We start from the raw sequence: 15,117 nt of genomic DNA on the forward strand, positions 1-15,117 counted from the left end.
ACCGCATCTACTCGCGCCCTGCCGTGCCGAGCAGCCCGTGCGGGCGAAGCACCAGCACCAGAGTCATCGCCACGAACAGCATGACATAGGAATAACCGGGATTGAACATCGAGGTGATGCTGATGATTTCGCCGGCGATGAGGCCGCCGAGGATCGCGCCCGGAAAGGAACCGACGCCGCCGATCACCACGACCACGAAGGTCTGGACCAGTATGGCTTCCCCGACATCGGGCGCGATCGACACCACGGGTGCATTGACAATGCCGGCGAAGCCGGCCGCCATGGCTCCGATGCCGAAGACGAGCATGAAGATCTTGTAGACGTCGATTCCAAGCGAATCGACCATTACCGAATCCTCGATGCCTGCTCGCACGATCATCCCGATGCGGGTGCGATAGAGCACGACATAGAGCATCAGCAGCGCCAGGGCGACGATGCCGAGGAGCGCCAATCGGTAGGTGGGATAGACCATGAAGCCCAGATGGGTGATGCCGACCAGCGAGGCGGGCGGCGGCACCGTGCGCGAGAGGCTGCCGAAGAAGAAGCGGATCGTCTCGACGAAAACGATGCCGAGCCCGAACGTAACGAGAAGCTGGTCCTCAAGCGGCCGCATGTAGAAATGGCGAATGATCAGCCGCTCGATCAACACGCCGACGATCATCACGAACAGCGATCCGGCCGCCACTGCGGCCAGGAATGAACCTGTGTAGGTGTAGGCGAGCCAGCCGGCATAGCCTCCGAGCATGAACATCGCGCCATGGGCAAGGTTCAGGACGCCGAGCGTCCCGTAGATGATGGTCAGCCCGGAGGAGATCAGCGCCAGAAGCGCGCCGAGCACGAGCCCATTGAAGCACTGCGAGATGAAATTTGCCCAGTTGATCACTCTGCGCCCACCTTAATCATGAAAAATATGCCCTGCCCTCGCGCCAGCAAGGGTTTGGTTGACAAGTCGCGAACAATCGACATTCCACCGACCGCCGGGAGACGAACCGTCTGCGTCCAGCCAGAGCCAGTCCCGGTGCGAGCGCCTTCTCCACCCGTGGCGGGCGGAGAAGGCGCTGCGGGATATCAGGTGTAGCTGCCCAGGTTGCAGCCGAACTCGTCAGGCTTCTGCATCAGCGGCCCGCCATCGACCACCTCGACCACTTTCCAGTAGTCGTCGTCGCTCTTCATGTCCTTGGGGTCCTTACCCTGGACGAGTACGACCGGTCGCACGCACTGATGGTCTTCCGGCCGATAGTGAACGTCGCCGACGAGTGAAGGGATGGTCTCACCCTTCTCGTATTGCTTGATGACGTCCGGCGGATAGAAGCTACCGGCCTGCGACACCATGCGCGCCCAATGAGCGAAGCTGACATAGGCATTTTCGGCGCCCCATTCCGGCCGATAACCGAACTTTTTCTGGAACGCGTCCACGAACTGCTTGGCGAGCGGATACTTGTCCTGCAGGGTCCACCAGAAATCGGTAGCGGCAAAAACGCCGGCTGTCAGTTCGGGGCCTACTTCCTTGGCAAGGAAGGGGATCTGGTAGGGGATGACCATCTTCATGCTCGGAGTCAGGCCGAACTGCTTGGCCTGCTGGATCGACAGCACCGCGTCGCGGCCCCAGTTGACGTTGACAATGAATTCGGCGCCCGAATTGGCGATGTTGGTCAGATACTGGCTGAAATCCTGGGTGCCTAGCGGCGAGACCTGGTCCGTCACCATCTCCCATCCACCCTGAGAGGTCAGGTAGTCGTTCACCGACTTGGTGACGGTGTGACCGTAAGTGTAGTCCGGCGTCATGAATGCCGCCTTCTTTCCCTTTCCGTAGGTCTTCAGAAGGATCGGGCCGATCGCGTTGGCTGCGGTCTGGCCGTAGAAGTTCTGGCGGAAGCCGTAGCGGACACAGTCCTTGCCTGTTGTGTCGTTTGAGCCGGAGATGCCCGCGACGTAGAGGATCTTCTCGCGCTGCGCGAATTTGTTGAGCGCAACCGCGACCGCTGATGAAGTCGAGCCGGTCATCAGGATGATGTTGTTTTGGTGGATGAAATTCTGCTCGAGCTCGACGGCCTGGTTCGGCTTGGCCGCGCTGTCGGCGGACAACAGCTCGACCTTCTTGCCGAGCAACCCCTTGTCGACTTTCGGCGCCAACGCCTTCATCAACTCATGGCCGTTGTTGATGTGGTCGACCGCCAGCTGCCAGCCCTTAAGTTCATCAGCACCCTGCACGGCATAGGCACCGGTAAGGGGCACCGCGGCTCCGATGTAGACGGTGTCGCCCGCCGACCCGGCCGGCCAGGTGCCTATCGCGGGCTTGTCGTCGGCTGCAAAAGCCGCAAAGCTGGATAAGGGCAGAACGGCACTACCGAGAAGACCTGCGCCCGCGTGCAGCATGGTGCGGCGGGATATATTGGAAGTATTTTGATCGTCGAGCGGCATCAGCTGTTCCTCCTTAGCGTGGAGCCGTCGGACGGCTCTCATTTGTTGTTCCCGGAAACCGGTTTTTTCCAGCGAAACGCTGAAAATGGCCTATTTGCATGGGCATTCGCAGTGGCGTAGGCCTGCCAGTCAATACAACTTTCGTTTGATAATTCTGTTCATTGATCTGGATTAATAAGCATAGGAAAGTTTCGTTGAAGGTCATGAACATTTGGAGCATGGCATGCCGCTGACCGGCCACCCGATCGTGACCCGACTGACACGTGCAATGAAGCTGGATTCGCTAGACATCAAACGTCTTGAGGCAATCTTCGAGCGCGATCTTACCATTCGGAAACGGGAGGAACTCGTCGTTCACGGCTCCGAGTTCCGAAACCTGTGCTTTGTTAAAGACGGCTACGCGATCCGCTACAGGTTGCTGCGCAGCGGCAGGCGGCAAATCCTGAAGCTCATCCTGCCCGGTGATGTCATTGGATTCCCGGTCAGCTTTTTCGATCGATCCACTTGTTCGGTCGTTGCCGTGAGCGAACTGACCTACGCCGTCTGCTCGTTCGACGCGTACATTCGTCTCTGCTACGAGCAGCCCCAATTCGGTCTGGTGTTAAGTTGGCTCGCTGCCCAAGAGGCAGCGACTTATGCGGAACACATCGTCAATCTAGGTCGGCGCACTCCGATTGAAAGGTTGGCGCACCTTTTGCTGGAGATTCACGCGCGTCTCCTGGAAGTCGAACGCGCCGACGAAGCAAGTTTCGATCTGCCGTTTTCACAGGAAATCATGGCGGACGCGCTCGGGTTGAGCGTGCCCCATCTCAATCGCATCATTCAGCAATTGCGCGCCGAACAGCTTATCACCAGCAACGCGCGCTTCATCGACTTGACTGATCTTGCGGGCCTTCGAAGACTGGCTCAGTACCAGCCGATGTCCCTCGTTCCGATCCCGGTGCTGAAGCAGCGGGAATGAAAAGCGTCCCGTCGATCATATTAGCACCCTGCGTGAATTCCTTCACATACAAATCTCACCCGCGGCGTACAAGAGATGACAGAGCAGGCAATTTAGTCTCTCTTTCGGACAGATCATAAAGAAAATAGCAAATATCAAGCCCGAAGAGGAAGTTGGTTTTTAACTAAGCCAATTTCGTTCTCATCACGAATTTTGTGATGCCATCAACCAAAGGGAGAGAAACATGTATAAGATCATTACAGCTGCGTCTGCATTCTTCATCCTCACGGTGCCTTCGTTCGCGATCGACTCGACCTTCGTCCACAGTCTGCGAGCCGACAATGGTGACTTCGAAGCCCCGGGTGACTTGAAGGGTCAACATTCATTGGCTTCAGAAGAAGCGGTGTATGGCTTCCCGACCGGGTCGATCGGATTGCCTGGTGGCGCTTCGAACTCCAAGTGCATGGGGGTCAGCCCACACCAGTACGATCCTGTCAGCCCGGACTGCCGGAATTGATCCAGATAAGAGCGGTGGCTGCGCCACCGCTCTGCCTCCTTGAGCGGGTACCGACTGACCGACGGACTATTAAGAAAAGCCCGACCATAGATCGCGCGACAGCCGTGGCAGGTCCAATCGCCTGGGACGGCGTCAGGATGCTGAACGGAGGTTCCCAGTTCGTCACCACGACAGGTGGAGGACTATCCCTTCATGCCGATCCGGTCTTCGTTGCGCAATCTAATTTCGCGGCTGTGATGCGCGCGCGCCGATTGCGAATGGCGACATCAGTCATCGTCCTGTGACTCGGCGATGTGACGAAGCGCACCGGCGTTCCTTATGCGCAGGCCACCACGCTTGATTGCGATGATCGAACGGTTGCGCCAATCGTTAAGTGTCTTGTTGACGGACTCGCGCGTGGCGCCCAGGAACTCCCCCAGTTCGGACTGGGAGATCGGTATCCAACCTGAGCCATCCGCCATAACGCCGGCCAAAAAGACCAGTCGTTTTGCCAGCCTGGCCTCAATGCCGAAGAAAGCCTGATCGCCAAGTTCGCCGCTGACCCAACGCAGCCGTGCGCACAAAAGCTCAATCATGGCGCGTGCCAGAGGTGGGGTTTTTTCGATGCGATCGAAGAGCTGCTTCCGACCGAGCGAGGCCAGATCGCAAACGGTCAGGCAAGTGGCGGTTGCGGTGCGCGGGCGCCCGTCGAGCGCGCCGATCTCTCCGACCAAGCTGTGCGAAAGCTCGATATTGGCCACCAGCTTCCGGCCTCCCGGCGAATACATCGAGATCTCCACCGTCCCGCTCATCACCCCGTAAATACGATCGGATGGATCTTCCTGGACGAAGAGAATCTGGCCCGCCGCGTGGCGTTCAACCTTGCAGCCGCCGAAAAGAAGATCGAACAGGCGCGGATCGATCCGTGCAAGGCGCGGGAGATCATTTCTTTCGTTCGCGCCGCCAAAAGCCATGTCGCCCCCAAGTTGCCGATCGGATAACTCCAACGCAGGAGAGTATCTTAGATCTTGTCTTGCCGGCGCCTCAGCTCGGCCGCAATGATCGACTGATCCCTGCGTAACGAGAGGCGCCGCGCAGCCGCGAGTGCTTGCCGCCAAGTAGAGACGGCGCGGTCACCGCGCCCGTCCAGCCAATGGGCCACGCCGACCCACAGCCCATACTGGGCGGTGCCGACAGGAAACGCGCGGCGGTAACGCTTGAGCTCATGCAGCGCTTGGCGCTCCCAGTGGCGCCACTGGTCGTACTCGCGCGAGAGGCCTGCCTCCCTGCCGCGCAGAAGCACTTCGCACACGCCGGCAATGCCGGGCAGTGTGCTGTGCACAGTCGGCCGACGCATCTCGCGCAGCAGGCGTAGCGTCTCGACCACAGCCCGAAGGCTCTCAGCATGGAGCCCGACCCGTGCAAGCGCGAGCGCAAGCGACCCTTTGGCGGAGACCAAGTCGGCGAGATCGGCGGATCCGACCATAGCGGACGTGGTCAGCCGAAGGATGTCGACCGCTTCACGGGGGCTATCCGTGTGGAGCACACACAACGACTTGCATCGGAGCGCCCAAATCTCTTGCTGGAGGTTTCCGCTGTTCTGCGCGCGGGAGAGCAGCGCCTGGGCGGTGTACTCCAGCGCACCCGATTCACCGCGGTAGTACATTGACCAGAAGCGCATGGCCTGGGCGTTGCACCAACTTAGTTGATCGCCCGCCTTTAGACACAGCTCTTGAGACTGATCCAGACGACGATCTACCATCAGCCAGTCGCAGCGGCCGATGCGCCAGAGCGCATCGAGATTACACAGGTGGGCATGGACCGCTGGATCGGCGAGCGCAGTCACCACCCATTCTGCCCTTGCCATGAAGTAGTTGCAAGCGCGCCGGCGCCCCAGAATTCCCAGCCCGCATGCCAGTTGGGCGGACGCGACCACCATCTCCATGGTGAGCCCCGTGCGCTCCGCATGGGCGACAGCCGCGACGGTGTGGGAAAACGCTCGCGAAAAGCGAAGCTCGAAATAGTCCACGACCGCCGCCTGGTTAAGGCAGCGAGCTAGTTCTCGCTCCCAGGAGTCCAGCACACCATCCTGAGTTGACCATAGCGAAGGAGGTAACACTTGTTGGAACGCGAGCCGCATTCCACCCCCAAGCAGCCGCATCAAAAGGGCTGCCGAGGAACGTGGAACCGGCGTGCCCGCCAAGGTGAGGGCGCGCCTCACCGAAATGCCCTGAGCATGGAGGTCGCCACGACTGTAATGGGCCTCGCCGAGCTGCCTGCGCCAACGCACCGACTGAAGTCTTTGCTCAGCACTCCAAGGCTGCTTCGACTCGTATCTCAAGCAGATTTCCAGAAACGCCTCGACCTCTCGAAACGCACCGACCTGCAGCGCCTTGATTGCTGCCAAATTGGCATATCCAACTGCCTTGAAATTGTTTCCGGCGGCCTCAAAATGCTGAACGAGGGCCGCGACATCCGCGCCCATGGCGGCCGACTGGCTCGACTCGATCCAAGCGGCCAGAGCTGCATGAAGTCGCTGTCGCACTTCACTGGGAATTGAGCCATAAACGACGTCTCGGATTTGATCATGACGGAACTCGTAGTTCCCTGATCCAGTGCCCTGACGCACGAGATGCGCCGCCACGAGCGACTCGACAGCTGCACCCACACCGTCGTGATCCAACTCGCCCTCGAGCAACGTCGCCAGGGCCTCGCCGGTAAATGAACGCCCGATCACGGCCGCAGCCCTGAGAACGTGCTGGACTGGGGTCTCCAATCGATCAACGCGCTCCCGAATGACCCGATCGACACCTTCGAAATATCGAAGGCTCTCGAGCGGGCGGATCGGACACCACAAACCATCGCGTATGGCGATGAGCCCCTGGCTCTTTAATGTCAGCGCTATCTCCTCGGCGAAAAACGGATTGCCACCGGCTAAGGCCGAGACCCGGCGCGCCAGTTCGCCATGTGGGGGCACATCCCCGAGCGTGCGGGCGACCAGTTCGCAAATCGACGCCTCGCTGAGTTCCTCAAGATCCAGGATACGACACAGGCGCGCGGGATCGTCAGGTTCCGTTCCGGATGTATTCCTTCTTGTGGCCTCGGCTCGCCTTCGTAGGTTTTTTAACTCCTCCGGAACTTCGTCCGAGCGTACGCACAGGACCAGAAGCAACGAGGACAGAGATGAGAGAACCCACTCGACGAGGCGCCACGATGCCGAATCCAGCCACTGACTGTCCTCCAGGACCAATGCCAGCGGGCGCGGTGCCAAGTTATCCATGAGATCACCCAAAAGACGCATGGTGGCATCAGCGCGATGAGGTCCCTCCAGATGTCGCGTTCCGTCGTTTTGGGGAATTTCGATGCTCAGAACATCACCTAGCAAGGGCAGTCGCCCAACGAGCGACGAGTTGCCTTGAACCCGTTGTGTGACGACATCAAGCACCGCAAATCCATCGCTGTCGGACGGTAGGCCGAGAAGGGACACAAGCACCCGCCGCCATGGCAGGAGCGATGTCCGGCGATCGTCACGTTCGGCGCGCGCGGTCAAAACCTCGATTGCGGTTGAGCGCAGTTCGTCCGTGAAAGCTCTGATCAAAGCGGTTTTTCCAATGCCCGACTCACCCAAGACAACGAGCAAACGCCTGCCTCCACGGCGGGTCTCCTCGAACGTACGTTTCAGGAACTCCAGCTCGCTCTGCCGACCGATCAGCGGACTAAGAGGTTGGACCGGGGCGCGCGGATCCATGGGACAAAATACCGTTGCCATGTCCCCAAGTCCGTCCAGTTGCAACGTGCCGTGTTCTTCGAACCAAAACGCCGTCCGGCTGGCTCGCTCTGTTGGTGCATCGCAGAGAACGTTTGCCGATGCCGCCGTCATAAGCCGCGCCGCCCGATTCACGGGGGCGCCGATCACCATCAGCTGGCGCCGACGTGCGCTTCCGACAACACTAAAAAGCGCATCGCCGGTAGCCACGCCCATCGACGCGGAGAGGCCCAAGCGTTGGGCCGTCAGACGGATCGCGCGAGCAGCATCGACGGCACGGCAAGGATCGTCGCGGTGGAAACTGCCTCGCGCTCCGAACGTCGCAAAGAAAATCAGACCTTTGTCGTCAAAGAGCAACTCGCCGGCCGGCCCACCGCGCGAACGCAGATCCTCCTGGAGGGTCGCGCATAGCAATTGATAGCGCGCAAGCGCCTGAGGTTGACGATGGTCAAGTCCGGCAATTCGCGCGAAAAGGGCGGTGATCGGCCTAATCTCCGCCAGGGCGTCTAAGCGGGCGGTCGTTGGACGACCTTCTTCGGAACGGATGGCAATGGCGCTGTCCGCGGCAACTGAGCGCAAGTCGGCTTCGGACAGCAGGTCCCTGAGCTGCAAAGGCAAAAACCTTGCCAGCCAGCCCGGAGGCGGAGAAGCCAGCGTAGGCCGACTGCGCCGCGATTGAGACGGCTGCGCAAGGGCCAAGTTGGCTTTGTCGGAAAGCACATATTCCCATCGGCGCGCAGCCGCTTGGGACTGGGCGGCCTGCATGATGGCATCTCCCCCTGCAAAGAGCGTCCACACCGGCTGACCGCCCAAAGCCGCCGCCCAGAGGGGCCCCGCCCCTACTCCAACATGCAGCGCGGGTGCGATTTCAGCTGTTCCGTTCTCCAAACGCTCGTTCCGGCCGCCGCAGATTGCCTTGGCACAGGCTGTCGCCGCTCGCACCGCGCTTTCAAGTCCGCGGACATCCGCCGACCAATAGGCCAGCAGTTCGTCGCCGGCGAGGTACAAAATCTCGCCTCCACGATTGTATACTTGCTCTACGCATCGCGCGTAGGAGTGACTAAGCAGGCTCGGGATTCTTTCAAGTCCTTCTTGCCCCCGTCGTGCTAGTTGCTCGACCAAGGCCGTGTATCTGGACACATCGACAAACACCACTGCAGCCGGGAATTCGACGGCTACTGGGCCATCCGCTCGAAGTGCGTGAATTCTACCGAGTAATTCCAGCGGCAGAAAACTCTCAAGTAGCTCGCAAGTACCCTCCATGGGTTCCTTCCCGCAGCCGTGCCCATGGTTTCAGGGCAGAGAAAGGCACCGCCGACCGCGCACTTCCTAAAGGGAATGAATATCGCTCCGATAGATTGCGTGACTTCCTGACGTTACACCAAATTTCGTATATGATTGATATCTAAATTAGGGAGGACGCATTGCCTGTACACATCAAGGCAGCGCCGGAGCCGCCACGTGCGACGGCTTGGCTCTCGCACCGACTCGAGACATTGGTCCACGATCTTCCGCAGATCGCCGATACGGAAAGGGCAACCGTCAGGGGCGGATATGACTTTGATGTTGTCATCGTTGGCAGCGGCTATGGCGGCTCGGTGGCTGCCGCCGAATTGAGCGCCTGCAAGGATGTGCAAGGCCAATCTTTAAAAATCTGCGTACTGGAACGCGGCAAGGAGTACCTGGCCGGAATGTTCCCTTCGCGATTGGCCGATCTGGGCGGCCACGTCCGCTTTGCCACCCCCTTTGCGAAACGCCAACGCGGCGTGTTCGATGGTCTTTACGACTTGCGCTGCAGCGACGACGCGGTAGCTCTCGTCGCGTGTGGCTTGGGTGGAGGCTCATTAATCAACGCCGGCGTGATGGAGATGCCGCTGCTGGAGATTTTCCGGGAAGCACGCTGGCCCACCAAAATCCGCAGAGATACGACGCTCGCAGAGACAGCTGAACGGCTGCGTGATTGGTTGGGAGCCAAGCCGATACGTGTCACCAAGCCTTTCTTGGCCAAGTCCGAAGCAATTAGAAATTTGGCTGGTGGCAAAGCACGACCCGCTCACATAACCGTCGCTTCCGATTGCCACACCAACCACGCCGGGGTCGCGATGAGCGAATGTCGCCGTTGCGGCGACTGCGCCACTGGTTGCAACTACAATGCCAAAGAATCCCTCGACCTGAACTTGTTGCGGCTAGCTCGACAAAGCCTGGTACAGATCGTCACTGGCGCCACCGTCTTGCGCGTTTTGCGCGCGGGCGAAGGATGGCAGTTGGACGTCAATCACACCGACGGCCATCTACGCGATAACCAGCGGAAGCCGTTCGCGCTGCTGGCGAGGCGCGTGATCCTTGCAGCAGGCACATTCGGCTCGACGGAAATTTTGATGCGCTCGCAAATCCGCGGGATAAAGTTCTCCGATCAGCTGGGAAGCAAGTTCTCCGCCAATGGTGACATGCTCGTCGTTGCCCATGATTTGGCGGCACGGGTGAATGGCGTCGCTGACGAAACCGAGAATCCGGCCCCAAACATCAAGAGCGAGGATTGCGGTCGCGCGGTCGGCCCGACGATAACCGCAATGATCGATCTGCGCGACGGCAACGCGGCTACTGACCTGGTGATCCAGGATCTTGCCGTACCGGGACCGCTGCGCCGCCTGTTTGAGGAAAGCGCCACCACATTCGATGTGCTCAATCGCGTCGCCGATGGCGACTGGGCGAAGCATGAGCCGAATCCTTCACGGGCAGACGATGCAGCCGTCAATCCAGCCGCCATCACCAACTCCCTGGTGTTGGCTATGATCGGCCGCGACGACGCGGAGGGAGCACTGGCGCTAGGGCCCTCGATGCAAAACAGCGCCGATGAGAAGCAAGACGATCCTGAAAAAATGCTCGCCGACGGGATGCTCACAGTGCGCTGGCCGGAGTTGCGACTGGACCCCCGACTCGAGAACCATCATGCGCGCCTTGGCGCCTTGCTTCGAGAGTCTGGATTGGGCGGACGGCTGGTGAACAACCTGTTGTGGCGACCTTTGTCCGACAGGCTCGAAGCCGTGTTCGGTCGCCAGCGCGGCCCGCTGCTGACGGTGCATCCTCTCGGGGGCTGCGCCATGGGTGACGACGTTCGCCAAGGCGTGACCGATCATTGCGGCCGCGTGTTCGATGCCGCCGCGGTCGGCCTCAGACGCACTCACGAAGGGTTGATCGTGCTCGATGGCTCGGTCGTGCCCACGTCTCTGGGTATCAATCCCGCCTTGACCATAGCCGTTCTGGCATTGCGAGCGATCACCGAGCTCAAGGAGGAATGGCAACTCAGTGGCGGCCGTTTGATCAACGCCCCCTTGCCTGGGAACTCTCGTGGCGAAACGCGGCCGATCTATTCCACGCCGCGGACGAACCCTGCGCCTAAGCCTACCAGCATCGAACTGACCGAACAGGTGCGCGGCAAGGTCCCTCTGGCGATGCGCGGCAGCGGTGTGAAACCACACATGGTCGAACTGACGCTAACCACCAAGCCGGTGGTGCTCACCGATCTCTACGCGCTGCAAACGTCCCGTGGACGGTGTTTGCCGATTGCCCATGGTCGGCTGCGCATTCTGCGTGCAGGAAAGGAGTTCGACCCCATTGCAGATCAGGCCTATGAAAGCCATGTTGCGCTCGAGGCGGAGATCTCGGGATCGCTCCACCTGTTCGATCTGGAAGAATCGCGCCCCGTGCCCCGAATGCTGCGCGCTATCCTTGCGTGGGCGCTCAACCGCGGGATGCGCGACTTTGCTTACCGCTTGGTCCGCCAGGGCCAGGAATGGTTGCGTCTCACGCCGCCTAGCGGAGGGGCATCCCATCTCAGACTGCTCGACATTCTGCACCTGTGCTCGCGTGCGGGCGGGGTCCGCCTGATCGAATACGATTTGCACATCGACAAGGTTGTCGAGCCGGAAGATCTCGGCACGGGCGTGAGGTTCGACAGCTCTCTGTTCACGCAGAAGAAAATCAGAGCGGTTAAGCGCCTCACCTATGCGCGCGGCGCCAGCCCTTGGCAGCAATTGATGGAGATGTCGGTCGAAGTTTTCCCGCAGATGAGCAAGACCGTCATTGGCAAGAAGCTACCGTCGCTAGAGCTAAACAAACGATACCTGGCGCGGCAATCGGTGCCTCTGCTGCGGATAGTGGGGCAGCAAGACCGTGTCGCGGCACTGGCAGATCTGGCCTCTTTCATACTCTACGGTTTTCGCGTCGTGCTTCAGATACATGCACTGAGTTTTCGCCGCCCCGACCCGCCATCTGCGCGTGAACCACAACGGTTGCCCGGGGCGGTGCCGGGCTTACCAGCGCCCCAAATCGACTGGTTGACCTTGAAAGGTCAGCTCAGCCCGCCGATCCGCATTCGCCTGGCCCGCTATGACGGCAGTATCGAGAAGGGCGTCCCGAAACGCCCCGTCTTGCTCATCCATGGTTACAGTGCGAGCGGCACCACATTTGCTCATGCTGCCGTACCCGGCAACCTCGCTCAATCGCTGTGTGATGCTGGGCGCGATGTCTGGGTGCTCGATATGCGATCGAGTTCAGGCCTGACTACCGCCACAGGCGGTTGGTCTTTTGAGGAGATGGCGGAGAATGACATTCCGATCGCCGTCCAACACGTGCTGGCTGCGACAGGGCAGGAAAGGCTCGATGTCGTCTGCCATTGCATGGGCGCGGCAATGTTCAGCATGGCAGTGCTTGGCGAGCATGATCGAAGGAATTTGCACAATAAGATCGGGCGCGTGGTGTTTTCGCAAGTCGGCCCGGCAATGCTGTTGAGTTCGGCAAATGTGCTCGCCGCATATGTGATGCGATATGTACGTTATTTTCTTCAACTTGAAGACTATGTGTTTAGTCCGCATGGCGATATCTCGCTCGCCGGTCAATTGCTCGACAGAGCGCTCTCGGCAATGTGGCTGCCGTCCGACGAGTATCGGCGCGAGAATCCCCTCTGGCCCCCAGGCAAAGCGACGCCTTGGGTCGGCACAAGACATCGGATGGACGCGCTCTATGCACGCACCTTCTCGCTCAACAATCTCTCTGACCTCGTACTCGACCACATCGACGATTTCTTCGGCCCGCTCAGCGTCGAGACAGTCTCGCAGGTCATACATTTTGCTGGCTTCAACACCGTGACCGATCGCGCCGGCATAAATCGCTATGTGCTGCCGGACCGGGTGAGGGATCGACTGAAGTTCCCGATGATGTCGATCCATGGAGCGGAAAACGGTTTGGTCGCCCCCTCAACGCTAAGACTGATGCGAAATATGCTCAAAGGGGCCGGCGTGCCGCATTTGAACTCATCTCTGCATGCGGTCGAGGCGGTGCAATCGGAGGAAGAAATCAGGGATCTTATTGACAAAAGCGGCCAGTTCCTGGCGCTCGGCCAACCGTCCTACCTGACCTGGTGCATTGCCGGCCACGGTCATCAGGATTGCCTGATCGGCAAAGACGCCTCGTCGATCTGCGGCGTTATAGCGAAATACCTCGGAATGCCGGATATCTCCGATATGCCGGGCCCCTTGGAGGACAAGCCATGACGCATTCTCTCCCCTCTGAAGCCAGGGCGCCCGCCTTCGGGGTGCGCGTAGAGGTCGAGGCGGGCAAGATCCTGGTGCAAGCGGCCGATAGCGGAGGGCGGGGCTTGCCTCATGCAGCTTTCATTGTTCCCGTCTACGCAAAGGGCGACCGCCTGCACATGATCGGTCCGCCGGTTACGAGCCGCGGCGACGAGAAAGGACAGAGGGACGATAGCCTCTATAATAGTCTTCCGCATTACTATATTAAGCAACCCGCATCTCCTTACGTATTTGAAATTCCGCTCCATGAGTGGCCTGAAGCGCAGCAGGTACTGGTCTTGCTGCTGTACGTTCAGGCGCAGGGTATTGGCGGCTTGGCTCGGTTACCGAAACTGCCCGACGCGGCGGGATCACCACCTGAAATCCTCGACACAGGTTCGCATGCCAAGAACGCGGTGAAGAGGGCCGCCGAGGCTATTCGGTATGCGCTCGAGACTGACACATTGGATGATTTGCGAGGTGGCCTGATCGTCGGCAGGCCTGGAAGGTCGCACAGAAGCCATCGGCACAAGAGCGATGCCCGCGCGGTATCGAACCTTTCATTCGCTCTCGCAAGTTGCCAATACCCCAGTGATTTCCTCGACCACATGCCCGACGGTCAGCATGCGACACGAGGGCCCGCGGATGCGTCTCTGCTCGCGCTCGGCGATCTACTGGGCAAACCCGGCGCCCCAACGTTGCTGCTGCTGGCCGGCGATCAGGTATATATCGACGCTACGGCAGGGCTTTTCGACCCTAAGGTAGTCAACGACCGATTCCGAATACCCTACGAACGCCGGGGCCAGAGCCGCGGTGTGAAGGCGGTGATGCAGCGCTTGGACATGGCGGTTGAAATGATGCTGGACGATCATGAGATTCGCGACAATTGGGCAAAAGACCCCGACCCGGCGATGCGCAAGAATGATATCGTCATAAAGCCTGGGAAGCTGGCTTACTTCAGGTACGAACGTGGCAAGACCGAGGTGCTGGAAAAGCGCCTGCCGGCACACATCTGGCGAGACGATTTAACCCACAACGGTATGCCATTCTTCCTTTGCGACACGCGCACCGAACGTCAAGGACGGACGGTTTCGAACTGGTGCGAAGCGCGGATCATGGGTTCAACGCAATTCGCCAAACTTTGTGAATGGCTTACCAAGCCTGAACACACCGAAATGCCCAAATTTGTTCTCACATCCTCGGCAGTGCTGCCGCGGCGGCGGGAGGTGGCCGAGGCCCCCACTTGTGCCTTGCGTTCGGACGCGTGGGATGGATACCCGTTTTCCTTACATAAACTGCTCAGGTTCGTGTGCAACAAGGAAATAAAGGGACTGGTATTCCTGTCGGGTGACGAGCACGTGAGCAGCCTGGTCACCGCTCGTGTAACAAACAGCAAAACCGGCAAGCAGAGCATCCTGCATTGTATCCACAGTTCGGCGCTGTACGCGCCATATCCGTTTGCGAACGGAACTGCCGACAATTTCCAGGCCAATGAGACTTTTTGCTTTCCCGATCCCGATCCTGAGCAGGGGCCGTATTGTTGCGAGGTGCAGACAAGTTTCGCCCCTGGCGACGGTTTCGCGCTTGTAACGACATGCCGCCGCCGTTCGCATTGGCGTCTGGATGTCAAGTTCCACGACAGCGGGGGGCTCAAGGAGAACGGAACCTTCACGCGCGACCTAGAGTAATAGCTGCGCGTGAAATAAGGCTTCACTCAGTTTTTTCTCACTATACCAAGCGGCCCGCGCTCGATCAGGCGCGGCGGCAGCTATTTATCCCGAGATAATCGTCTCTGAGGCCGCATGTCCAAACGATCGCCTGCCCTTTGCATGAGCCTGTGTAGCCGCTCCCCATAAGGAAACGTCGCCATGAAGCGAAAACGCTTGGCCGGCAATCGGTCTCCTCAATCGACAATGGTGGCGGA

The 15,117-nt window shown here is 59.6% G+C and carries 8 protein-coding genes; 4 read left to right on the top strand and 4 right to left on the bottom strand.

What is annotated here, in order from left to right; translation table 11 throughout:
• Positions 1-7: 7 nt before the first annotated feature.
• Together ACIU1A_RS19900 and ACIU1A_RS19905 are read right to left on the bottom strand one after the other, a co-directional pair.
• Complete coding sequence (locus ACIU1A_RS19900) at positions 8-883, bottom strand: branched-chain amino acid ABC transporter permease (RefSeq protein ID WP_140561321.1); 876 nt, start codon at positions 881-883, stop codon at positions 8-10.
• Positions 884-1,068: 185 nt separating this feature from the next.
• The gene (locus ACIU1A_RS19905; protein WP_404925072.1) at positions 1,069-2,421 is read right to left on the bottom strand and encodes a substrate-binding protein; all 1,353 of its coding nucleotides are present in this window, start codon (positions 2,419-2,421) and stop codon (positions 1,069-1,071) included.
• A 223-nt stretch (positions 2,422-2,644) separates the two neighbouring features.
• Between ACIU1A_RS19905 and ACIU1A_RS19910 the strand changes: the two genes are divergently transcribed.
• Together ACIU1A_RS19910 and ACIU1A_RS19915 are read left to right on the top strand one after the other, a co-directional pair.
• Positions 2,645-3,382 carry a Crp/Fnr family transcriptional regulator gene (locus tag ACIU1A_RS19910; protein ID WP_140498481.1) on the top strand — a complete coding sequence of 246 codons (738 nt, stop codon included), beginning with the start codon at positions 2,645-2,647 and terminating at the stop codon, positions 3,380-3,382.
• 223 nt (positions 3,383-3,605) lie between these two features.
• Complete coding sequence (locus tag ACIU1A_RS19915) at positions 3,606-3,878, top strand: hypothetical protein (protein ID WP_140498482.1); 273 nt, start codon at positions 3,606-3,608, stop codon at positions 3,876-3,878.
• A gap of 266 nt (positions 3,879-4,144) precedes the next feature.
• On the opposite strand, the gene ACIU1A_RS19920 is transcribed toward ACIU1A_RS19915, so the two are convergent.
• Complete coding sequence (locus ACIU1A_RS19920) at positions 4,145-4,831, bottom strand: Crp/Fnr family transcriptional regulator (RefSeq protein ID WP_140673398.1); 687 nt, start codon at positions 4,829-4,831, stop codon at positions 4,145-4,147.
• Between the two features lie 47 nt (positions 4,832-4,878).
• Positions 4,879-8,631 carry an ATP-binding protein gene (locus ACIU1A_RS19925; protein ID WP_404925073.1) on the bottom strand — a complete coding sequence of 1,251 codons (3,753 nt, stop codon included), beginning with the start codon at positions 8,629-8,631 and terminating at the stop codon, positions 4,879-4,881.
• Between the two features lie 416 nt (positions 8,632-9,047).
• Between ACIU1A_RS19925 and ACIU1A_RS19930 the strand changes: the two genes are divergently transcribed.
• Together ACIU1A_RS19930 and ACIU1A_RS19935 are read left to right on the top strand one after the other, a co-directional pair.
• Positions 9,048-13,175: a GMC family oxidoreductase N-terminal domain-containing protein gene (locus tag ACIU1A_RS19930; RefSeq protein ID WP_140672093.1), complete on the top strand. Its 4,128-nt coding sequence runs from the start codon at positions 9,048-9,050 to the stop codon at positions 13,173-13,175.
• Positions 13,172-14,881: an alkaline phosphatase D family protein gene (locus tag ACIU1A_RS19935; protein WP_404925074.1), complete on the top strand. Its 1,710-nt coding sequence runs from the start codon at positions 13,172-13,174 to the stop codon at positions 14,879-14,881. Before ACIU1A_RS19930 ends, ACIU1A_RS19935 begins: the two co-directional genes overlap by 4 nt.
• Positions 14,882-15,117 lie beyond the last annotated feature (236 nt).

The organism is Mesorhizobium maamorense (assembly GCF_044998965.1).
Classification (GTDB): domain Bacteria; phylum Pseudomonadota; class Alphaproteobacteria; order Rhizobiales; family Rhizobiaceae; genus Mesorhizobium.

Bases quoted from the DNA above. Each gene is read 5' to 3' on its own strand.
- ACIU1A_RS19920 (WP_140673398.1), bottom strand. From the start codon at position 4,831: ATGGCTTTTGGCGGCGCGAACGAAAGAAATGATCTCCCGCGCCTTGCA.
- ACIU1A_RS19915 (WP_140498482.1), top strand. From the start codon at position 3,606: ATGTATAAGATCATTACAGCTGCGTCTGCATTCTTCATCCTCACGGTG.
- ACIU1A_RS19910 (WP_140498481.1), top strand. From the start codon at position 2,645: ATGCCGCTGACCGGCCACCCGATCGTGACCCGACTGACACGTGCAATG.
- ACIU1A_RS19935 (WP_404925074.1), top strand. From the start codon at position 13,172: ATGACGCATTCTCTCCCCTCTGAAGCCAGGGCGCCCGCCTTCGGGGTG.
- ACIU1A_RS19905 (WP_404925072.1), bottom strand. From the start codon at position 2,421: ATGCCGCTCGACGATCAAAATACTTCCAATATATCCCGCCGCACCATG.